This is a genomic window from Pelagibius sp., from assembly GCF_965249265.1.
Lineage (GTDB): Bacteria > Pseudomonadota > Alphaproteobacteria > Kiloniellales > Kiloniellaceae > Pelagibius.
Genome location: NZ_OZ252224.1, coordinates 726,961 through 746,636, shown reverse-complemented (window position 1 = coordinate 746,636; position 19,676 = coordinate 726,961). Strand labels below are relative to the sequence as shown.

The following is a 19,676-nucleotide window of genomic DNA, read 5'->3' as shown; positions in this document are numbered from 1 at the left end:
CGACTGTTCCCATTTACGCGGTTCGAAGCAGGCGGGTTTCAGGCTGCTGGCGACAGCGGTGGTAAAGGTGGCTGACAATAGGGTTCGGCGCGGCTGTCACCCCCACCCCAACCCTCCCCCCTCGATGGGGGGAGGGTTGGGGTGGGGGTGCGCCGCCGGCACGATGACCGCCCCTATGGCCCCTGCAACAACCGAGGGCGGCGAATTGACGCCCTTGCGCATTCCAGTGCGAATTCGGATATCCACGGCGCGGCAATCCGTGGCATCGTCCGGTCATGGAAGCCGCTTTCGAAGAACCCCGGACCGACTGGCCCTGCGTCGCCGCCCTGATCGCCTGCATCGGCGTCTTCGGCCTCGCCCTCGGCCTGACCTATCCGCTGCTGTCGCTGATGATGGCGGAGGCGGGCATGAGCGATTTCGCCATCGGCCTGAACGGCGCCATGACCGGCGTCGGCCTGGTCCTCTCGACCTTCTTCCTGCCGCGCCTGATCCGCCTGCTCGGCGGCTTTCGCCTCGTCGTCCTCAGCCTGTTGATTGCCGCCGCCGGGATGCTGTTGTTTCCGGTGACCAACCCGGAAGTGCACTGGTTCCCGCTGCGCATCATCGTCGGGGCCAGCCTGAACGCGATCTTCGTGGTTTCGGAGGCCTGGCTGAACACGGTAACGGCGGAGCGCATCCGCGGCCGGGTCATCGGGGTCTACGCCACGGTGATGGCGGCGGGCTTTGCCGCCGGCCCGCTGCTGCTGGTGGTCCTCGGCGGCACCGGCAGCCTGCCCTTCATGGTCGGTGCGGCCATCGTCGGCGGCTCGGTTCTGGCCATGCTGCCGCTGCGCCGCCGCTCCGCCGAAGGCCTCACCGAAATGCGCCTCGCCGCCCTCGGCCTCTTCATGAAGGTGGCGGCGCTCTTGACCGGCGTGGTCTTCGTCTTCGCCTTCTTCGATGCCGCCGCCATGACCCTGCTGCCGATCTATATGCTGCGCTCCGGCTTCTCGCCGGAGATCGCCGCCGCGGCCCTCTCGGCCCTGATGATCGGCATGGTCGCCGCGCAGTTCCCGGTGGGCTGGCTGCTCGACCGCTTCTCCCGCCCCGCGGTCATCGCCGGCTGCGGCCTCGTCGCGGCAGTGTCCTGCGCCCTGCTGCCCGTCGTCCTGCACCAGGGCTGGCTGTTCTGGCCCCTGCTGGTGATCCTCGGCGGCGTCAGCTTTGCGCTCTATACCGGTGCACTGACGGTGCTGGGGGAGCGTTTCTCCGGTCCCCTCCTGCTTGCCGGTTCGGCCAGCTTCGCCTTCATCTACGGCATCGGCGGCGGCCTCGGCCCGCTGCTCGGCGGCACGGTGCTGGACGGCTTCGGCCCCGACGCCATGATGGCCCTCTTCGGCCTGGTCTTCCTGCTGCTCGCCCTGCTGGTGCTGCGCATTCCGCTGGCGCGGCGGGAGTACAAAGCAGCGGAAGCGGCGGAGACAATGAATCCCTAAAGACTCGTCGCTGATCTTGCCGCCTGATCGTAGAGCCCCGACAACGCCCGCAGCAGGTCGGCGGCCTGGCCGATTTCGGCGTTGAGGTCTTCGCCTTTTTCGCCGGCGAAGGCGCTGAAGGAATTCACCAGACAGGCTTCCCGCACCTCGCGGTACTTCGCGCAGACCTCGGCGCCCTCCGCCGTCGTCGCGTAGAAGATTTCCTTGCCGCGCTTGTCGCCGGCGACGAGGCCGAGGCGGGCGAGCTTTTTCAGCGCGTAGTTCACCGTGTGGCTGTCTTCGATGTTGAGGACGAAGCAGATGTCGGCGAGGCGCTTGTCGCGGGCGCGGTGGTTCACGGTGTGCAGCACCATAACATCGAGGGAACCCAGCTCCGGCAGGCCCGCCGCCGCCATGCATCTGACGATCCAGCGCTCGAAAGCGTTGGAGGCGATGTAGAGGCCGTACTCGAAGGAACTCAGCTCCGCCGCCCTTTCCGAGACCAGATGGGCCGAGGAGACGATGTTGCGGCGCTTCGCTGTTTTTGTTTTTCCCTCACTCATTCCGCTGCCTCCGCCCGCTCGGCGGCAAGACCGTAGCCGCCGCCGCCCGGTGTTTCGATGACGAAGACATCGCCAGCCTGCATCTCCGTCTCGTCGCTGCCTTTCAGCAGATCCTCCGAACCGTCGGCGCGGCGCACCGTGTTGCGGCCGCGCTGACCCGGCCCGCCGCCGTCGAGGCCGTAGGGGTCGGTGGCGCGGTGCAGCGACAGGATGGTGGCGGTCATGGGTTCCAGGAAGCGCATGCGCCGGATGACGCCGTCGCCGCCGCGATGCTTGCCCGCGCCGCCGGAGCCGTGGCGGATGCGGAAGGCCTCCAGCCTGACAGGGAAGCGCCACTCCAGCACCTCCGGGTCGGTCATCCGGGTGTTGGTCATGTGGGAGTGCACGGCGGAGGTGCCGTCGTGGTCCGGCCCGGCGCCGGTGCCGCCGCAGATGGTCTCGTAGTTCTGATACTGATCGTTGCCGTAGACGAAGTTGTTCATGGTGCCCTGGGCCGAGGCCAGCACGCCGAGCGCGCCGTAAAGCGCATCGGTGATGCACTGGGAGACCTCTGTATTGCCGGAGATGACCGCCGCCGGATATTCCGGGCTGATCATGGAGCGTTCAGGGATCTTCAGCTTCAGCGGTTTCAGGCAGCCCTCGTTCAGCGGGATTTCGTCTTCCACCAGGGTGCGGAAGACATAGAGCACCGCTGCCTTGCAGACGGCGGTCGGCGCGTTGTAGTTGCCGCTGTCCTGGGGCGAGGTGCCGGTGAAATCGATCAGGGCTTCGCGTGCCTGCTTGTCCACCGTGATCTTCACCTGGATCTGACTGCCGTTGTCCAGCGGATAGGTGAATTCCCCGTCCTTCAGCACGTCGAGCACCCGGCGCACCGATTCCTCCGCGTTGTCCTGCACATGGCGCATATAGGCCTGCACCACGTCGAAGCCGAAGTGGGCGAGCATCTTGCGCACCTCCTGCACGCCGGTTTCGTTGGCGGCGATCTGAGCGCCGAGGTCGGCCATGTTCTGCTGCGGATTGCGGCAGGGATACTTGCCGGACTTTAAGAGCGCCAGGGTCTCGGCATCGCGCAGCACGCCCTCCTCCACCAAGAGGAAGTTGTCGATCAGCACGCCCTCCTCCTCAATGACGGTGGAGTCCGGCGGCGCCGAGCCCGGAGTGCGCCCGCCGATGTCGGCGTGGTGGCCGCGCGAGCCGACGTAGAACAGGATCTCCTCACCCGCATCGTCGAAGACCGGGGTGATGACCGTCACGTCCGGCAGGTGGGTGCCGCCGTTGTAGGGCGCGTTCAGCGCATAGACGTTGCCCGGTTTCATGCTACCGGCATTCTCGCGGATCACCGTCTTGATGGACTCGCCCATGGAGCCCAGGTGCACCGGCATATGCGGCGCGTTGGCCACCAGATTGCCGACGGGGTCGAAGATGGCGCAGGAGAAATCCAGCCGCTCCTTGATGTTCACCGAATAGGCGGTGTTGGAAAGGGTCGCGCCCATCTGCTCGGCGATGGACATGAAGAGGTTGTTGAAGACCTCCAGCATCACCGGGTCGGCCTCGGTGCCGACGGCTTCGGTCTTGGGGCGGGCGACGATGCGCACCAGCACCAGATGACCGCGCGCGGTCATCTCCGCCTGCCAGCCCGGCTCCACCACCGTGGTGCCGGTCGCCTCGAAGATCACCGCCGGGCCGTCGACCTTCTGGCCGGGCAGCAGGGCGTCGCGGTCGTAGAGCGGCGTCTCGTGGCTTTCGCCATGGGAATACATGGCGACCCGGTCCAGGGGCTCGGCGGGCTTCGCGTCAGCAGCCGCTTCGCGCTCGGGATCGGCGACCGCTTCGGTCGAGCCGACGGCTTCGACGGAGACCGCCTCCACCACCAGGTTGCGGTCCGGCGCGATGAAGCCGAAGCGCTGCTTGTGCGCCACCTCGAAGGCCGCCTTCATGGCGTCGAGATCGGCGAAGTCGATCTGCAACGGGCTGTCTGTGCCCTCGTAGCGTAGCTGCACTTTGTGGACCAGGGCGATGCGCGCCGGGTCGACACCCTGGGTCAGCACTTCTTCCTTGGCATCCGCCGCCAGCGCGCCGAAAGCCGTTTCGATGTCGTCGGTGACGCCGGCGGCGAAGGCAGCCTCGATCTGGCGTTCGCGGATCGCCCTGACATCGGCCAGGCCCATGCCGTAGGCCGAAAGCACCCCGGCGAAGGGATGCAGGAAAACCCGGGTCATGCCCAGCGCGTCGGCGACCAGGCAGGCGTGCTGTCCGCCGGCCCCGCCGAAGCAGTTGAGGGTGTACTCGGTGACGTCATAGCCGCGCTGTACCGAGATCTTCTTGATGGCGTTGGCCATGTTCTCCACGGCGATGCGCAGGAAACCCTCGGCGACGGATTCCGGCGACGTCTGCGGCTTGCCGGTCGCCCGGGCGATCTCTGCGGCCAGGGCAGAGAACTTCTCGCGCACCACCTCGGCATCCAGGGCCTCGTCCGCTCCGGGCCCGAAGACCTTGGGGAATTGCGCCGGCTGGATCTTGCCCAGCATGACGTTGCAGTCGGTCACCGCCAGGGGCCCGCCGCGGCGGTAACAGGCCGGGCCCGGATCGGCGCCGGCGGAATCCGGGCCGACACGGTAGCGCGCGCCGTCGAAGTGCAGGATGGAGCCGCCGCCCGCCGCCACGGTGTGGATGTGCATCATCGGCGCGCGCATGCGCACGCCGGCCACCTGGGTTTCGAAGGTGCGCTCGAACTCCCCGTCATAATGCGAAACGTCGGTGGAGGTGCCGCCCATGTCGAAACCGATGAGCTTTTCGAAGCCGCCCATGGCTGCGGTGCGCACCATGCCGACGACGCCGCCGGCGGGGCCGGAGAGGATAGCGTCCTTGCCCTGGAACAGCCGCGCGTCGGTAAGGCCGCCGTTGGACTGCATGAACATCAGGCGCGGGCCCTTCTGCGCGTCCGCATCCAGTTGTCCGGCCACCTGATCGACATAGCGCCTGAGGATCGGCGAGAGATAGGCGTCGACCACCGTGGTGTCGCCGCGACTGACCAGTTTCATCAGCGGGCTGACGCCGTGGCTGGTGGAAATCTGGGTGAAACCGATCTCTTCGGCGATCACGGCGACACGGTTCTCGTGATCGGGGTAGCGGTAGCCATGCATGAAGGCGATGGCGACCCCGCGGATACCGTCGTTATAGGCCGCCCGCAAAGCCGCCCGCGCGGCCTCCTCCTCCAGCACCGTCACGATCTCGCCCTGAGCGGAAACGCGCTCGGTCACCTCAATCACCTGCTCATAGAGCATTTCCGGCAGTACGATGTGGCGGTCGAAGAGACGGGGCCGGTTCTGATAGCCGATGCGCAGCAGATCGCCGAAGCCCTCTGATGTCACGAAGAGGGTGCGGTCGCCCTTGCGCTCCAGCAGGGCGTTGGTGGCCACCGTGGTGCCCATCTTCACCGCCTCCACCGCGCCCGGCGGCAGGGCAGCGTCCTTGGCGAGGCCCAGCAGCTCCCGGATGCCCTGGACGGCGGCGTCCTTGTACTGCTCCGGGTTCTCCGACAACAGCTTGTGAGACACCAGTTCGCCGCCGGGTTTGCGCGCCACCACATCGGTGAAGGTACCCCCCCGGTCGATCCAGAATTGCCAAGCCGCCTGCCTGCTGTCGCCGTCCATCGTTATCCCCGTTCGTCTGGCTCTTTGATTTGGAAACGCCGCTTCGGCGCATCCTTACAAAGACATTTTATCGATAAATTGTCAACGTTATCTCTTGAGCAAATCATCAACCGCAAGACGAAGAGCCAACGGAGTGATATATTCTGTCTTTCAGGCAGCAGACTCGAGGTCAGAAGCGATGAGTATGGGAAGAATTGTGGCGGCGGCTCTTTTGAGCGCGACGCTTGCAGGCTGCGTAACCGCGAAAGAACGCCATCTGGACGACGGTTACCAATTGCTGGCCAACGAAGAGATTCGTCAACTGCATGCTGGCAAAACCCACCAGGTTGAGCTGGCCAGTGGCCGAACTGCAACTGCCTTTTTCCATGAAGACGGCCGTTCAACGTTCAAGCGGTCCGATCGGGTCGCTGAACAAGGAAAATGGGAGGTCCGGGGGGAACGGATCTGTTTCGTCTATCCAGACATTCCTGCCACCAAAGACAACTGCCATACGGTCGCGGAAAGGAATGGCCAGTACATCCTGTTCAAGGAGTATTCCGGACGATCCGGCAACGTGAGTGCCAAAGTCCTGTCAATCAGCCTCGGTAACACCCAGGGCCTTCCCTTGGACTGAACGGCCGAAGTCTGATGAACCGTTCAACCGCTTCGTTCTGGATTTTGCAACGGATCTGAGGGCCCTTCACAGCCGGTGGAAGCGCCAAGCCAACCTGAAATGCGGGAAGCACTCAAACGATGAAGCTCAAAAACACCCTGATCTTCGCACTCCTGGTGGCAGGTCTTGCGGCCTGCGCGACGGCCAAGGAACAACACCTGCAAGACGGCTTTCGGGTCATGACGGGCGAAGAGATCGTCAGCGTCTTTTCAGGGCAAACCGTTGAAGGACGCTACAGCGACGGCAGGGGCGTCTTTGTTGAATTCCGTTCAGCCGATGGGCGCCTCACAACAATCGAATCGGATGGCCGCACCTATCACGGAACCTGGAGTGTCGACGGCGACTGGCTCTGCTTCATCTATACAGATTTTCCGGTGAAGAAATGCGTTGAAGTCCTCACCAAGGATGGACGCTACGTCGACATCCGAACAGGCGGGCGGGAATTTGGGAAATTTACAGACATCACCAGCATTCAGCCCGGCAACGTGAATAACTTGCCGCTGAAGTGAACAACCCGACACTGCCGCAGAGTTGTGACGCCGATGCTTTCAGCTACTGGATTATCTGTGAGATCAGTCTTCATGCGAATGAACAAATATTGGGCTGTTGCCATGCTCGCGATAGGGCTGACCGGCTGCGCAACTGCAAAAGAAGAATACCTGCGAGACGGCTACCGGGTTATGACGGGTGAGGAGATCACCCGTGTCTTCTCAGGACAGACCGTCGAAGGGCGCTACGGCGACGGCAGCGGGAATCTCGTCGAGTACCGCTCAGCCGACGGGCGCCTCACCACAATTGAACCGAGCCGCCGCACCTACTACGGCACATGGGAGATCGACGATGATTGGCTCTGTTTCATCTACGCGGATTCCCCGAAGCGCCGATGTGTGGAAGTCGTAACCAAGGATGGCCAGTACATAGAGTTTCGAACAGGCGGTCCAAGTTATGGAAAGTACGGCGCCGAGATTATCAGCATTCAGCCGGGAAATGTCAGGGACTTACCCTTGAAGTAGTCCAGCGGACCGCGACGGACGATCACCGAAAACCTTCCCGTCGTCTTTTGCGCTTCAGGTACCCGCTCAGCCAGCCGACCGAGAGGCCGAGGTTCACGGTGAACAGCACGAGACAGGCGAAGCCGAACTGGGTGCCGTTCATCACTGTTTGCCCCTGGAGAATAAGCCAGGTGATTGCGGCGATGTCGGTGAGGATCAGGGTGGCGCTGCAGTAGGTGCCGCAGACAAGGCCGAACTGCGCCTTCAGAATACAGAAGGCCAGCCAGAGAATCGGGACCATCGCCAGGAGCACGAGCAACGCAGTCGGCAAAGGCTTCCCTCCGGTTTTCTGCGCTTAATCCTAATTCTAATCCTCTAGGGGAATTGTAAGGCCCAGCTTCACGGAGTCCATCACCACCTGGGTGTGGAACTTGCCGATAACGTTGTTGCCGTAAAAAAGCCGCCGGGTGAGCTGTTCATAGTGTGCAAGGTCTTCGGCGACGACGATCAGGACGAAATCGGCCTCGCCGGTGACGTAGTAGCACTGCTGCACCTCCGGGACTTTCAGCATATCCCGCTTGAAGCCGTCGACGATATCGGCGCGGCCACGGACAAGATCCACCTGCACGATGAAGGTGGTGCGCCGCCCGACCTTGGCCGGGTCGAGAATCGAAACGTCGGCGGCGATGTAACCGGCCTCCCGCAATCGCTTCATGCGGCGCTGGCAGGCGGTGGCGGAAAGACCGACGGCGGCGGCCAAGGCTTCCGAGGTCTGGCGGTTGTCGCGCTGAAGCTGATCCAGCAGCGCGACGTCGAATTGATCTAATTCATCCATCCATGCAGAATACCATCGATTTTCCTTTTCAAACGCATAATTTCGTCAGAAATCGTCGAAATTTGCCGCCTGACCGCACAGCGAATCCCTAGGTTTATCGCTTGAAATCAAGCAGACAAGGGATGCCGCCGCCATGACCGATCTTTCCGAAAACCAAGCCTCTGCCCTGCCGGCGGCGGTAGTCTACGGCCTGACTGCATCCCTGATCTGGGGGGCCTGGCCGGTGGTCTCCGCCCTCGGTATCCGCCAGAGCCTGGCCGTCGCCGACATCGCCGCCCTGCGCTTTCTGGTCGCCGGGCTGATCCTGCTGCCTCTGGTGATTCGCAACGGCACCGGCAATCTGGGAACTGGCGGCCTCGGCTGGGGGCGGGCGCTGTTCCTCAGTTTCGGCGCCGGCGCGCCCTATGTGCTGGTGACCGCCGGCGGCCTCAGCTATGCGCCGGCCGGTCAGGGCGGCATCATCGGACCGAGTTTCATGCTGGTCTTCGCGACCCTGGGGGGCTGGCTGCTGCTCGGCGACCGTCCGCCGCGCCAACGCCTGATCGGCATCGCCCTGATGCTGACCGGCGTGCTGCTGATCGGCGGGCAGGCCCTTGGGGACTATCAGGCCGAACAGTGGAAGGGCCACCTGATGTTCGCCTGCGGCGGCCTGCTCTGGGCCAGCTACACCGTCGCTCTGCGCGCCTGGGGCGCCGAGCCGCTGCAGGCAACGGCGCTGGTCTCGGTATTGTCGTTGCTGATCTACGGGCCGATCTATCTGCTCACCGCAGAGCCGCAGCTCTTTACCGCGCCCTTGGGCGAAATCGCCGGGCAAGCCGTGTTTCAAGGCCTCGTCGCGGCGATCCTGGCGCTGGTCTGTTACAGCCGGGCGGTGGCGCTGCTGGGGGCCGGGCGCGGCGCGGTCTTCGTCACCCTGGTGCCCGCTATTGCGGTGCTGCTCGCCTATCCGCTGCTGGGCGAGGTGCCCAGCCCGACCGATCTGGCCGGCGCCGCCCTGGTCACCGCCGGCATGATCACGGCGCTCGGTCTGCTGCCAGGAAGGTGGTCTTAGAGCATTTCGACTAACGTCGAAGCGGTTCCGGCCCGCTCCCCCTCCCGGCCACCCATGAAATTATCCTAGTGGGTGGCCGGGAGGGGGAGCGGGCCGGCGCCGTGACAATCGAAAGAGAAGCTAACTGGGATCGGTCTCGCGCATGGCCGGGCGGGCGTCGAAGGCGGCGAACCAGTCCGCCAGATCACCGCGCCCGTCCCGCCAGCCGAGATCGCCGTGGCGCAGGTCGAGGTAACCGAGGGCGCAGGCGCAGGCGACATGCCCCATCGTAAGATCGCCGGGCAGTCCCTGAATATGGCTGGTCATGTGATCGAGGCCGCGCAGGATCGCCGCGCGCCAGCGGGCGACCGCTGCCGGAGAACGCTCGCCCTCCGGGCGGCGGCTTTCCATGGTCACGTTGAAGGCTGCGTCGGTCATGCCCTGGCCCAGGGCGGCGGCGGTCAGCACCTTGAAGCGTGCGGCACCCTCGGCGGGGATCATGCGATCCGCAGTGCCCAGGCCATCCAGGTATTCGGCGATGACCGGGCTGTCGAAGAGGGCGGTGCCGTCGTCGAGCACAAGCGCCGGAACCTTGCCCAGCGGGTTCTTCGCCTGCAGTTCCGGCGGGTCCTCCATCGGATTGCAGGGGATCTCCTCGAACTGCCCCATCAAGCCGCGCTCCCGCGCGATCACCCGGCACTTGCGGGCATAGGGGGATGTCGGGGAGTAGAACAATTGCATGGCGGCCTCCGCTGCGTGATGAACGGCGGCGAGTTTAGAGCCTGTCGGCAGGCTCCGCCATGGGGTCGCCGAGAAACCGGCGAGATCAGACCTTGTAAGCCAGGCGCACGGCGCCCCAATGCTTGCCCCTCACCATGATGGGGGCCGAGACATCCTTCATCAGGGTGAAGTTGCCGCCGCCCATGTCGCGGCGGTAACTCTGCAGCAGGAAGGGTTCGGTATTGCGCCCGGCCGCCAGCCCGACGCGGTCGTCAAACAGGCGCCGGTTGCGGCAGTTGGCGGCGTTCCACACCGGGTCGTCGCCCTGAGGCTGGGAGAATTTCAGATTGTGGGTCGGCAGGTAGCCGTTGACATCGACACAGGCGCAGAACACCACGGCCTCGTTGAAGTCCAGCAGCGGTTCCTGGATCGGCGGCAGCACATCGTCGGTAAGCTTTGTACAGCCGGCCATCAGCTGCTCCGGGTCGCTGCCGGCGATCGGCTGGTAATCGCGGTCGAAGAGTTCGGCCTCGCTGATCCGGCCCTCATGCAACGCGGCTTCGAAGACGCCGGAAACCGCGGCCGCAACCGCCTTCACTTTGGCGACGAAGGGCCCGTCGATGGTGTTCAAAGCACTCTGGGCGGTCAGGGTGATGACCCGCTCGCTGGCGGCGATCAGGCGGTTTATCCGGTCCCGGGCCTCGCCCAGTGTCGTGCTGGCCCCTTCGACCTCGCCGTTCATCGCTTCCAGGGTGGAAACGAAACCGCCGCACTGCCGGTCGATGCTCTCGGCGCTCTCGGCGATCGCCGCCGTGTCCGACTCGATCCCGGTGACGGCGGCGCCGACCTTGCCCATCACATCGCCGATGGTCTGGGTGCCGCGGCGCGCCGATTCCGCCCGTCCAGTCGTCTCGCCGCCCTGATCGACGAGTTGCTCGGCCTGTTCGGTGAGCCGCTTCAAAGTCTCGTCGATCTGCGCCGTGGCGGTCGAGGTTTGGGCGGCCAGGGCCTTTACCTCACCCGCCACCACGGCGAAGCCCTTGCCCGCATCGCCGGCACGGGCGGCCTCGATGGTGGCATTGAGCGCCAGCAGATTGGTCTGCTTGGCAATCGCTTCGATACCGGAGGCAACCTGAGCAACTTCGTCCAGGGCCTGCTGCAGGCCGCCGAGCTGTCCTTCGATGACCGCGACCGCCTCCACCAGGGCATGGATATCGTCCACGGCGCTGCGTACGGTCTCTTCCGAACCCCGTACGCTCTCTGCCGTCCGGGCCGCTTTCTCCCGCGCCTGGGAGGCCGCCTCGGCGATGCGCCTGTTGCTCTCGTTGACCTGGCCGGCGTTTTCGACCAGGCCGCGAAAGCGCTCGGCCTGTTGGGCGACTTGGCCGGAAACTGCGTCTATGTTGCCGGCCACGTCGACAATCTCGACCCCCAGACCGGCGGCATCCCGCGCGAGTCCGTCGATTATCTGCGCTTCGCCGGTGGCATCGCCCGACATTTTCGGCCCTTGATCGCTGTCTTTTTCGGGCTGTTCTGCCCCATGAAAGGCCGATTATTCGGGGGACAGGGTTAAAAATTCTTTAGACCTTAAGAAACCGCTGGTCGAGAGCGTCATGAGATCGCCACAAAGGCCAGGGAAGATGATGAAAGAACAGCTATTGTAACAAAGCCGTCCCCTTCCCCAGATCTAAGCGAACCAAGAAACCGGCCGACCATGAAGACCTTCGCTCTCACCCTCCGGCGCCTGCTGCTGGTCCTCGGCTTCCTGCTGGCGGGCCCGGCCCTGGCGACCATGACCGACGATGTTTCCCTTGACCGCTCCTGGCGCAGCGCCTCGTCCGACAGCGCCGGCCTGGCGCCGGACCCGGCAGTGACGCCGGAAGCCGTGGTGCAGGTCTATGGCGCCCGCACTGTACGCTGGCGCGGGGCCTTTGCCGTGCACACCTGGATTGCGGTGAAGCCCGAGGGCGCCCAGAGCTTCACCATCCATGAGGTCATCGGCTGGCGCTTCTGGCAAAGCGGCAACGCGGTGCGGCAACGCCAGGGCACGGCGGACCGCTACTGGTTCGGCGCCGCCCCGGAACTCTATGCCGAGCTACGCGGCGAAGAAGCGGCGACGGCCATTCCCCAGATCGAGGCCGCCATCGCCAACTATCCCTTCGCCGGTGAATACAAGACCTGGCCGGGGCCGAATTCCAATACCTTCACCGCCAGCATCGCCCGGCAGGTGCCGGCCCTGAACCTGGACCTGCCGCCGACCGCCGTGGGCAAGGATTACCTGGGCGAGACCCGGTTCCTGGCGGCCACGCCCAGCGGCACCGGATATCAGCTTTCATTGTTCGGCCTTTTGGGGGCCGGGCTGGCCGTCGAGGAGGGGCTGGAAGTCAACATCCTGGGCCTCACCTTCGGGATCGACCCGCTCGACCTGGCGATCAAACTGCCCGGCCTCGGGCGTATCGCAGCCACCACGGGGAGTTAGGCGGATTTGCCCTGTTTGCTTGACGCAACACGGTTCGGCCCGTCATGCTGAGGCTTCGAACCGGCACAAGCTTCTTCAACAAGTAAGCTTCTTCACATCGCAGTAAGACAATGAGCGTTTGGGGCAAAATTCTCGGAGGCGCCGCAGGCTTTGCCCTGGGCGGCCCGCTGGGCGCGTTGATCGGCGCGGTGGCCGGCCATGCCGTTGACAAGATGAGCGGCGCACCGGCCGCCGCCGAAGCAGCGGACGCCACCAAGCAGATCGCTTTCACCATCGGGGTCATCGTACTCGGCGCCAAGCTGGCCAAGGCGGACGGCACGGTGACCCGCGACGAGGTCGACGCCTTCAAGCAGGTCTTCCGGATCCCGCCGGAAGAAATGAAGAATGTCGGCCGGGTCTTCGACCAGGCGCGCAAGAACGCCGGCGGGTTCGAGCCCTATGCCAAGCAGCTCGCCCGGATGTTCGCCGACAATCCGGCGGTGCTGGAGGAACTGCTCGGCGGGCTGTTTCACATCGCCCGGGCCGACGGCACAGTCAGCGACGACGAACTGGCCTATCTGGAGAACCTGGCGGTTCTCTTCGGTTTTGATGCGCAATGCTGGGACCGTATCCGCGCCGCCAACGTGCGCCTGGAGGACAGCGATCCCTTTCGAATCCTGGGCGTCGACCGCGATGCCGACGATGCGGCCATCAAAGCCGCCCATCGCAAACTGGTGGTGGAGAACCATCCCGATCGTCTGGTTGCCCAAGGCATGCCGCCGGAGTTCGTTGAGGTGGCCAACGAAAAAGTCGCCACCATCAACGCCGCCTATGACGAGATCCGCAAACTGCGCGGGATCACCTGAGCGTGGCGGCCGGTCCGCCCCTGATCGCCCTGAACGACGCGCGCCTGCGGTTCGGTGATCGCCCGCTCTTCGAGGGCCTCTCTCTTACCCTGTCAAAGGGTGAACGGGCCTGCCTGGTGGGCCGCAACGGCAGCGGCAAGTCGAGCCTGCTGAAGGTCATCGCCGGCTTTCAGGACCTCGACAGCGGCCAGCGGTTCCTGCAGCCCGGCACCAGCGTTTCCTACCTGCCGCAGGACCCGGACTTTTCCGTCGGCGGCAGCATCGCCGACTATGTCGCCCGCGACCCGGCCGGCGGCCCCGACGCGCCACGCCACGCCGTGGATGCCGCCTTGGTACGCCTCAGCCTCGACGGCGCCCGCGACCTGAGCGGTCTTTCCGGCGGTGAAGGCCGCCGCGTCGCCCTGGCCCGCTGCCTGGTGTCGGAGCCCGCCATTCTGCTGCTGGATGAGCCCACCAACCACCTCGACCTGCCCACCATCGCCTGGCTGGAAGGCGAGTTGCAGCGCTTTCGCGGCGCCCTGCTGGTCATCAGCCATGACCGCACCTTTCTCGCCAACCTGACCAACACGACCCTCTGGCTCGACCGCGGCCGCATGCACCGCCTGGACAAATCCTTCGCCGCTTATGACACCTGGGCCGAGACCCTGCGGCAGCAGGAGGCCGAGGCGCAGCACAAGCTGGATCGCCAGATCGTCCGCGAGGAACGCTGGCTGCAGCGCGGCGTTACCGCCCGGCGCAAGCGCAACCAGGGCCGCCTGACACGGTTGCAGGGTTTGCGGGCCGAGCGGGCCGAATGGCTGCGCCAGGTCGGCACCGCCAAGCTGGACAGCGCCAGCAGCGGGCGCAGCGGCAACATGGTGGTCGAAGCCGAAGAACTCACCAAGTCCTTCGAGACCGCCGAAGGCAATCTGCCCATCCTCACCGGCTTCTCGACCCGCATCCGCCGCGGCGACCGCCTGGGTATCATCGGGCCCAACGGCGCCGGCAAGTCGACCCTGGTGAAAATCCTGATGGGCGAGATGGCGCCGGACAATGGCAAGCTGCGTCTCGGCAGTCAGGTAACGCCGGTCTACTTCGACCAGCGCCGCGAGAGCCTGGACCCGGAAACCACTCTGTGGCGCAGCCTGATTCCCGATGGCGGCGACACCCTGCTGGTGCGCGGGCGCCAGCGCCATGTGGTGTCCTACCTCAAAGACTTTCTCTTCGAGGAAAACCAGGCCCGCCAGCCGGTGAAGGCGCTGTCCGGCGGCGAGAAGGCGCGGCTGCTGCTGGCACGGCTCTTTGCCAAGCCGAGCAACCTGCTGGTGCTGGACGAGCCCACCAACGATCTCGACATGGAAACCCTGGATCTACTTCAGGAGGTGCTGGACGACTACGAAGGCACCCTGATCCTGGTGAGCCACGACCGCGACTTCCTGGATCGTCTGGTGACCGCCGTCATTGCCATGGAAGGCGGCGGCAAGGTCCTGGAGGTGCCGGGCGGCTACAGCGACTACCTGCAGTATCACCAGGCCGCCTTGAAGCAGCAGCGCGAAGCTGCGCGCGGCCCGCAAGCTGCCGCAGGCGGCAAGACCGCGAAGGACCAGAAACCGCGCAGCCGCAGCAAGCTCAGCTACAAGGACCAGCGCGAACTCGACGCCCTGCCCGACAAGATCGACACCCTGACGGCCGAAGTCGCCGAGTTGGAATCCGCTTTGGCCGATCCGACGCTCTTCACCCGCGACCCGGACGGCTTTGCCAAGGTGACCGGGAAGCTGACGACGGCCCGCGAGGCTCTGTCAGCGGCGGAAGAGCGCTGGCTGGATCTCGAGTCGGCCCGCGAAGCGCTCGCCGAATGAGCAGCGACGCCCCCACCGCCGAGTCCGCGCTCAAACCGCTCGATCTTTTCGTCATCATCGGCGTCATGGCGATCTGGGGCCTCAACTTCGCCGTCGCCAAGACCGGTCTCGAAGAACTGCCGCCCATGCTTTTCATGGCGCTGCGGTTCCTGCTGGTAGCGGTGCTGCTGCTGCCTTTCGCCAAGCTGCCGAAGGGGCAGTGGCTGCCGCTGCTCGGTATCTCCTTCACCCTGGGTATCCTGCACTTTTCCTTCATGTTCACCGGGCTGATAACGCTGGATGCCGCAACGGCGGCCATCGCCATCCAATTGCAGGTGCCCTTTGCGGCGCTGCTTGCCGCATTTTTCTTCAATGACAAACTCGGCTGGCGGCGCGGCCTCGCCATGCTGCTGGCCTTTGCCGGGGTCGCCATCATCGCCGGGGAACCGCGCCTGAACGGCCAGTACCTGGCCCTTGCCTTCGTCATCTTCGCCGCCTGCATGTGGTCGGTCGCCAATGTGCAGATCAAACGGCTCGGCCCCATCGACGGCTTCACCCTCAATGCCTGGATTGGCGTTTTTGCCACGCCGCAGCTCGCCCTGGCCTCGATGCTGCTGGAGGACGGCCAATGGGCAACCTTGCAGGCTGCAAGCTTCTGGGCCTACTTCGCCATCGTCTATCAGGCGGTGGCGGTGGTGGTCATCGGCTACGGCGCCTGGTACTGGCTGCTGCGCCGCTATCAGATGAATCAGATCATGCCGTCCATGCTGCTGATCCCGGTCTTCGGGGTGCTGTCTGGCATCGTCTTCCTGGGCGAGAGCCTGACCCTCAATCTGATCCTGGGCGGTCTGCTGACGGTCGGCGGTGTCGCCATCATCATCCTGCGCCGCCCGAAGGCAACAGCGCCCGAGGCCGGACGGGTCTGAATTCGAATTACGACAACCAGAGAAGAAAGCTAAGATGTCTATGCTTTCAAGCAAGTCCGTCCTGATACCCATCGACGTCCAACAAGCCTTCGACGATCCCGTCTGGGGCCGGCGCAACAACCGGGATATGGAACAGCGCGGCCTCGCCCTCCTGGCCGCCTGGCGCGCGGCAGGCCGCCCGGTGATCAACGTGAAGCACAACTCCGTCGAACCCGACTCCACGCTGCGCCCGGATCGGCCGGGCAATGCCTTCAAGCCGGGCTTCGAACCACAGGACGGGGAAGCCCTGATCGAGAAGACCGTGAATGCCGCCTTCATCGGCACGACCCTGGAAGCCGATCTCCGCGGCCAGGGCATTGAACAGATCGTCCTCTTCGGCCTCACCAGCGATCAATGCGTCTCCACCACCGCCAGGGTCGGCGCCAACCTGGGTTTCGACGTCCTGGTGGTCGGCGATGCCTGTGTGGCCTTCGACCAAAAAGGCCCCGAGGGTGAGGCCGTCAGCGCCGAGCACATACATCTGGCCCACCTCACCACCCTCAACACCGAGTTCGGCCGGGTGGTGAACAGTGCTGCGGTGATTGCCGCCCTCGATTGATACAGAGTCCTGGGCTAGACTCCGGTCTTTCCTGTATCAGAGTCGCTCATGACCGGCCTGCAAATTCAAAAACGCCTCTCGCCCAATCACGATGCCCGCCCGGCGGGGCAGGCCGTGGATATCCTGCTGCTGCATTATACGGGCATGGAGAGCGGTGAGGCGGCGCTGGCGCGGATGTGCGACCCCGCGGCCAAGGTCAGCGCCCATTACTGCGTTGAAGAGGACGGGCGGGTCTTCCGGCTTGTCGGCGAAGACCGCCGCGCCTGGCACGCCGGTGTCGCCTCCTGGCAGGGCGCTCAGGACATCAATGCCCGCTCCCTCGGCATCGAGATTGTCAATCCGGGCCATGAGTTCGGCTACCGCCCCTTCCCCGCCGCACAGATGGCCTCGGTCACCGCCCTGGCGCAGGGCATTCTTGCCCGCCATGCGATCCCGGCAGCGCGGGTCCTTGGGCATTCCGACGTCGCCCCCCTGCGCAAGGAAGATCCCGGCGAACTCTTCGACTGGCCGGGGCTGGCGGCAGAGGGAATCGGACTCTGGCCGGCGCCCGACGCGCCCGCCGATGACATCTTGCCAGCCGATGCGGTCCGCGCCGCCCTCACCGAAGTCGGTTACGGTTTTATCGATAAGGATCCGGCGGCGGTGATCCGTGCTTTCCAGCGCCGCTATCGCCCGGCAGCGATCACCGGCGAGGCCGACACGGAAACCCGGCAACGGCTGTCGGCACTCTTGGCGCTGCTGAAAGAAAATGCCTCCGGCTGACTCATGAAACCTGGATCTGGCTGGCGGCGTCGTCCACCAGATCGGTAATCGAGTCGACTCTGCCCGTACCGCTGCCCACGAGAGTCAGCGAAGCGCCGTTGTCGAAAGCGACGACGACATCGCCGCCGCTGCCGCTGTCGGTGACATCGCTGATCGCCGCGTTCAAATCCTTCAGGTCGATATCCGAGTCTGAATCAGAATCGATCAGATCGGTGAAGGACAGCACGTCCCCCCACTTCTGAAAGTCGGTGATCCGGTCGTCGCCGTCGCCGCCGGACTGATCCATTTTCCGGAACACGAAGGTGTCGCGGCCGCTGCCACCGGTCAGGCTGTCGTCGCCGTCCCGCCCGGCGAGGCGATCATTGCCGCGCCCTCCGACGAGCACGTTGCCGCCGGCGTCGCCGACCAGCGTGTCATTGCCGTTGCCGGCCACCGCGTTCTCGATGGAAACCAGATCCTCGCTCTGGGTACCCTGATGCGCCTTGCCGTCGGTCAGGTCGATCCGCCAATCGACCGGTGCGTTGCTGTAGTCCGCCGTGTCGTTGCCGCCGCCGCCGTTCAGGGTGTCGCGCCCGGCGCCGCCGCAAAGCAGGTCGTCACCGGCCTGGCCCAGCAGGCGGTCGTTGCCGGCCAGGCCGTGCAGCGCGTCGTCACCGGCGCCGCCGGCCAGGGTGTCCGCCTCCAGCCCGCCAACCAAAGTGTCGTTGCCGGAGAGATCGCGCACCGGCGGTGCCACCACGTCGTCCAGCGCATAGGCCCGGACATGGTCGACCTTCATCTCGCCCGGTGTCGACAGACCGTTCGCCGGTGCCCCGGCAATGCCGCCGACCGCCAGATTGAACAGCATATACATCGGCTGATGCATGTCGTCCGGCGTCTGGGTGCGGGCAACCTCGACACCGTCGAAGTACCAGACGATCGCGTCCGGGCCCCAGAGTACGCCGTAGTCATGAAAACCGCTGGTATCGTCAACCCTGGCCACACGGTCGTCGATAACATGGCTGCCGGTGGCGTTGCTGTGCGCGGTCAGGATCAGGTCGTTGGGATTCTGCCCACGCGTTTCGATGACATCCAGCTCCGGCGGCCAAGCACCGTCCGCCGGCAGCAGCCAGAAGGTCGGCCAGAGCCCCTGCCCCTCGGGCATGTCGGCCCGGATCTCGAAGTAGCCGTAGGTCTGCGCAAAGCTCTCATAGCTGGTGAGCATGCCGGAGGTGTATTGATAGCCCTCGATCTCCGGACGGATGGCCGCCGGCGCCGGGCGCGCCGTGATGGTCAGTACGCCGTCGTCGATGCTGAAGGGATTGACGCTCCGGGTCGGCCCGTAGTCGCGGTCGATGTACCACTGCAGCTCGTTGTTGCCTTCCAGGGTGGAGCCGTTCTCAGCCCCCCACCAATAGTTCGTATCCCAGGTGCCGCTGCTGCCGTCCCAGAGGTCGAGGCTGTCGAAGTCGTCCTTGAAGGTCAGCGAGAGATCCGAAAAGTTGAGGCCGAGTTGAAACTGGCCGCTGCTGAGATCGGCTGCGGTGGTGTCGGCGAGCACCAGGATCTCGCCGCCGCCGAGATTGATCTGAAGATCGTCATCGCGCTGCACCATCCTGCCGCGCAGTTCGCTGAAGGAACTGAAATCGTAGCCGGTCAGCCGCAAGGTGTCTTCAGAACTGAAGTCGAGGATAAGGTCGCTGCCGTTGCCCTGGTCGACGACGAAGATATCGCCGCCGTCCCCGCCGCGCAGGACATCGTCGCCGCCGCGGCCGTCGAGAGTCTGCTGTCCGTCACCACCGATGATGATGTTGTCGAGGGCGTTGCCGAAAGCCGCGCGGTCCGCACCGGTCACTTCCAGATTCTCGATGTTCTTCGGCAGGGTGTAACTCATCCAGGTTTCGACGGAATCGATTCCCTGGTTGTCGCTCTCGAAAGCGCGGTTGATCCCGGAGTAGAGATAATAGACGTCGTCACCGGCGCCGCCGTAGAGGGAGACGTTTACATCCGCCTCGCCCCACATGTTGTCGTTGCCGGTGGTACCGCGCAGTTCAGGCTGGCCGCTCGTCGCCGTAAAGTTCTCGGTCGCTGCCGCACTGTAGGAAAGAGGGATGCCTCTGGCATTCAAGACTGTGCTCATCGCGTTTCGCTATCCTGCGTATCGTCTGTTGCAACATGTCTTCCCTAGTTCTTCCGCCCGCTGTTCGGGCCGAGATTTCCGACTGCTCCTGTCTGCCTTTCTTGCTGCCTGATTCTCCCAAAACAAGCAGCGGCGTTGTTGTGCCGCCCGTTCTGCCTGGAACGCCCTGACACAGCAACCCAAGGGCGCCGCTTGTCTCAAATTTCTCCTAAAGGTTACCGCTTCCTTAAC

18 protein-coding genes are annotated in these 19,676 nt (G+C 64.8%); 11 read left to right on the top strand and 7 right to left on the bottom strand.

What is annotated here, in order from left to right; genetic code table 11:
• Positions 1-275 precede the first annotated feature (275 nt).
• Positions 276-1,475, top strand: coding sequence for an MFS transporter (locus ACP146_RS03655; protein WP_422365413.1), 1,200 nt, complete (start codon positions 276-278; stop codon positions 1,473-1,475).
• On the opposite strand, the gene ACP146_RS03650 is transcribed toward ACP146_RS03655, so the two are convergent.
• Together ACP146_RS03650 and ACP146_RS03645 are read right to left on the bottom strand one after the other, a co-directional pair.
• Complete coding sequence (locus ACP146_RS03650; RefSeq protein WP_422365412.1) at positions 1,472-2,017, bottom strand: winged helix DNA-binding protein; 546 nt, start codon at positions 2,015-2,017, stop codon at positions 1,472-1,474. The genes ACP146_RS03655 and ACP146_RS03650 overlap by 4 nt on opposite strands.
• Positions 2,014-5,670, bottom strand: a complete 3,657-nt coding sequence (locus ACP146_RS03645) for a hydantoinase B/oxoprolinase family protein (RefSeq protein WP_422365411.1) — start codon at positions 5,668-5,670, stop codon at positions 2,014-2,016. The genes ACP146_RS03650 and ACP146_RS03645 overlap by 4 nt, the downstream gene beginning before the upstream one ends.
• A 184-nt stretch (positions 5,671-5,854) precedes the next feature.
• Here ACP146_RS03645 and ACP146_RS03640 point away from each other — a divergent pair, with 184 nt between their 5' ends.
• From ACP146_RS03640 to ACP146_RS03630, 3 genes are all read left to right on the top strand, one after another.
• Entirely contained in the window at positions 5,855-6,283 is a 429-nt protein-coding gene (locus tag ACP146_RS03640; RefSeq protein WP_422365410.1) for a hypothetical protein, read from the top strand.
• A 119-nt stretch (positions 6,284-6,402) separates the two neighbouring features.
• Entirely contained in the window at positions 6,403-6,831 is a 429-nt protein-coding gene (locus ACP146_RS03635) for a hypothetical protein (RefSeq protein WP_422365409.1), read from the top strand.
• Positions 6,832-6,903: 72 nt separating this feature from the next.
• A complete protein-coding gene (locus tag ACP146_RS03630) occupies positions 6,904-7,335 on the top strand; it encodes a hypothetical protein (protein ID WP_422365408.1) in 432 nt (143 codons plus the stop codon).
• A 22-nt stretch (positions 7,336-7,357) separates the two neighbouring features.
• Here the strand turns inward: ACP146_RS03630 and ACP146_RS03625 are convergent, their stop codons facing one another.
• Positions 7,358-7,645, bottom strand: coding sequence for a hypothetical protein (locus ACP146_RS03625; protein WP_422365407.1), 288 nt, complete (start codon positions 7,643-7,645; stop codon positions 7,358-7,360).
• 36 nt (positions 7,646-7,681) lie between these two features.
• On the bottom strand, positions 7,682-8,149 hold the full coding sequence (locus ACP146_RS03620) for an Lrp/AsnC family transcriptional regulator (RefSeq protein ID WP_422365406.1): 468 nt from the start codon (positions 8,147-8,149) through the stop codon (positions 7,682-7,684).
• 133 nt (positions 8,150-8,282) lie between these two features.
• On the opposite strand from ACP146_RS03620, the gene ACP146_RS03615 reads away from it, so the two are divergent.
• Complete coding sequence (locus ACP146_RS03615) at positions 8,283-9,200, top strand: DMT family transporter (RefSeq protein WP_422365405.1); 918 nt, start codon at positions 8,283-8,285, stop codon at positions 9,198-9,200.
• A 120-nt stretch (positions 9,201-9,320) separates the two neighbouring features.
• Here ACP146_RS03615 and ACP146_RS03610 read toward each other — a convergent pair whose 3' ends face one another.
• Both ACP146_RS03610 and ACP146_RS03605 read right to left on the bottom strand, forming a co-directional pair.
• Positions 9,321-9,920: a glutathione S-transferase N-terminal domain-containing protein gene (locus ACP146_RS03610; RefSeq protein ID WP_422365404.1), complete on the bottom strand. Its 600-nt coding sequence runs from the start codon at positions 9,918-9,920 to the stop codon at positions 9,321-9,323.
• 85 nt (positions 9,921-10,005) lie between these two features.
• Positions 10,006-11,397, bottom strand: a complete 1,392-nt coding sequence (locus ACP146_RS03605; RefSeq protein WP_422365403.1) for a methyl-accepting chemotaxis protein — start codon at positions 11,395-11,397, stop codon at positions 10,006-10,008.
• Between the two features lie 216 nt (positions 11,398-11,613).
• Between ACP146_RS03605 and ACP146_RS03600 the strand changes: the two genes are divergently transcribed.
• The 6 genes from ACP146_RS03600 (at position 11,614) to ACP146_RS03575 (ending at position 17,326) form a co-directional block, all read left to right on the top strand.
• Complete coding sequence (locus ACP146_RS03600; protein ID WP_422365402.1) at positions 11,614-12,378, top strand: DUF3750 domain-containing protein; 765 nt, start codon at positions 11,614-11,616, stop codon at positions 12,376-12,378.
• A 110-nt stretch (positions 12,379-12,488) separates the two neighbouring features.
• Positions 12,489-13,223 carry a TerB family tellurite resistance protein gene (locus ACP146_RS03595; protein ID WP_422365401.1) on the top strand — a complete coding sequence of 245 codons (735 nt, stop codon included), beginning with the start codon at positions 12,489-12,491 and terminating at the stop codon, positions 13,221-13,223.
• Positions 13,224-13,225: 2 nt separating this feature from the next.
• Positions 13,226-15,061, top strand: a complete 1,836-nt coding sequence (locus ACP146_RS03590) for an ATP-binding cassette domain-containing protein (RefSeq protein ID WP_422365400.1) — start codon at positions 13,226-13,228, stop codon at positions 15,059-15,061.
• Complete coding sequence (locus tag ACP146_RS03585; protein WP_422365399.1) at positions 15,058-15,966, top strand: DMT family transporter; 909 nt, start codon at positions 15,058-15,060, stop codon at positions 15,964-15,966. Before ACP146_RS03590 ends, ACP146_RS03585 begins: the two co-directional genes overlap by 4 nt.
• A gap of 34 nt (positions 15,967-16,000) precedes the next feature.
• On the top strand, positions 16,001-16,564 hold the full coding sequence (locus ACP146_RS03580) for a cysteine hydrolase family protein (RefSeq protein WP_422365398.1): 564 nt from the start codon (positions 16,001-16,003) through the stop codon (positions 16,562-16,564).
• A 48-nt stretch (positions 16,565-16,612) separates the two neighbouring features.
• Positions 16,613-17,326 carry an N-acetylmuramoyl-L-alanine amidase gene (locus tag ACP146_RS03575; protein ID WP_422365397.1) on the top strand — a complete coding sequence of 238 codons (714 nt, stop codon included), beginning with the start codon at positions 16,613-16,615 and terminating at the stop codon, positions 17,324-17,326.
• A gap of 1 nt (position 17,327) precedes the next feature.
• Here the strand turns inward: ACP146_RS03575 and ACP146_RS03570 are convergent, their stop codons facing one another.
• On the bottom strand, positions 17,328-19,445 hold the full coding sequence (locus tag ACP146_RS03570; RefSeq protein ID WP_422365396.1) for a family 16 glycosylhydrolase: 2,118 nt from the start codon (positions 19,443-19,445) through the stop codon (positions 17,328-17,330).
• Positions 19,446-19,676: the final 231 nt, after the last annotated feature.

Coding starts and splice junctions, on each gene's coding strand:
- ACP146_RS03655 (WP_422365413.1), top strand. CDS start 276: ATGGAAGCCGCTTTCGAAGAACCCCGGACCGACTGGCCCTGCGTCGCC.
- ACP146_RS03650 (WP_422365412.1), bottom strand. CDS start 2,017: ATGAGTGAGGGAAAAACAAAAACAGCGAAGCGCCGCAACATCGTCTCC.
- ACP146_RS03645 (WP_422365411.1), bottom strand. CDS start 5,670: ATGGACGGCGACAGCAGGCAGGCGGCTTGGCAATTCTGGATCGACCGG.
- ACP146_RS03640 (WP_422365410.1), top strand. CDS start 5,855: ATGGGAAGAATTGTGGCGGCGGCTCTTTTGAGCGCGACGCTTGCAGGC.
- ACP146_RS03635 (WP_422365409.1), top strand. CDS start 6,403: ATGAAGCTCAAAAACACCCTGATCTTCGCACTCCTGGTGGCAGGTCTT.
- ACP146_RS03630 (WP_422365408.1), top strand. CDS start 6,904: ATGCGAATGAACAAATATTGGGCTGTTGCCATGCTCGCGATAGGGCTG.
- ACP146_RS03620 (WP_422365406.1), bottom strand. CDS start 8,149: ATGGATGAATTAGATCAATTCGACGTCGCGCTGCTGGATCAGCTTCAG.
- ACP146_RS03615 (WP_422365405.1), top strand. CDS start 8,283: ATGACCGATCTTTCCGAAAACCAAGCCTCTGCCCTGCCGGCGGCGGTA.
- ACP146_RS03610 (WP_422365404.1), bottom strand. CDS start 9,920: ATGCAATTGTTCTACTCCCCGACATCCCCCTATGCCCGCAAGTGCCGG.
- ACP146_RS03605 (WP_422365403.1), bottom strand. CDS start 11,397: ATGTCGGGCGATGCCACCGGCGAAGCGCAGATAATCGACGGACTCGCG.
- ACP146_RS03600 (WP_422365402.1), top strand. CDS start 11,614: ATGAAGACCTTCGCTCTCACCCTCCGGCGCCTGCTGCTGGTCCTCGGC.
- ACP146_RS03595 (WP_422365401.1), top strand. CDS start 12,489: ATGAGCGTTTGGGGCAAAATTCTCGGAGGCGCCGCAGGCTTTGCCCTG.
- ACP146_RS03585 (WP_422365399.1), top strand. CDS start 15,058: ATGAGCAGCGACGCCCCCACCGCCGAGTCCGCGCTCAAACCGCTCGAT.
- ACP146_RS03580 (WP_422365398.1), top strand. CDS start 16,001: ATGTCTATGCTTTCAAGCAAGTCCGTCCTGATACCCATCGACGTCCAA.
- ACP146_RS03575 (WP_422365397.1), top strand. CDS start 16,613: ATGACCGGCCTGCAAATTCAAAAACGCCTCTCGCCCAATCACGATGCC.
- ACP146_RS03570 (WP_422365396.1), bottom strand. CDS start 19,445: ATGAGCACAGTCTTGAATGCCAGAGGCATCCCTCTTTCCTACAGTGCG.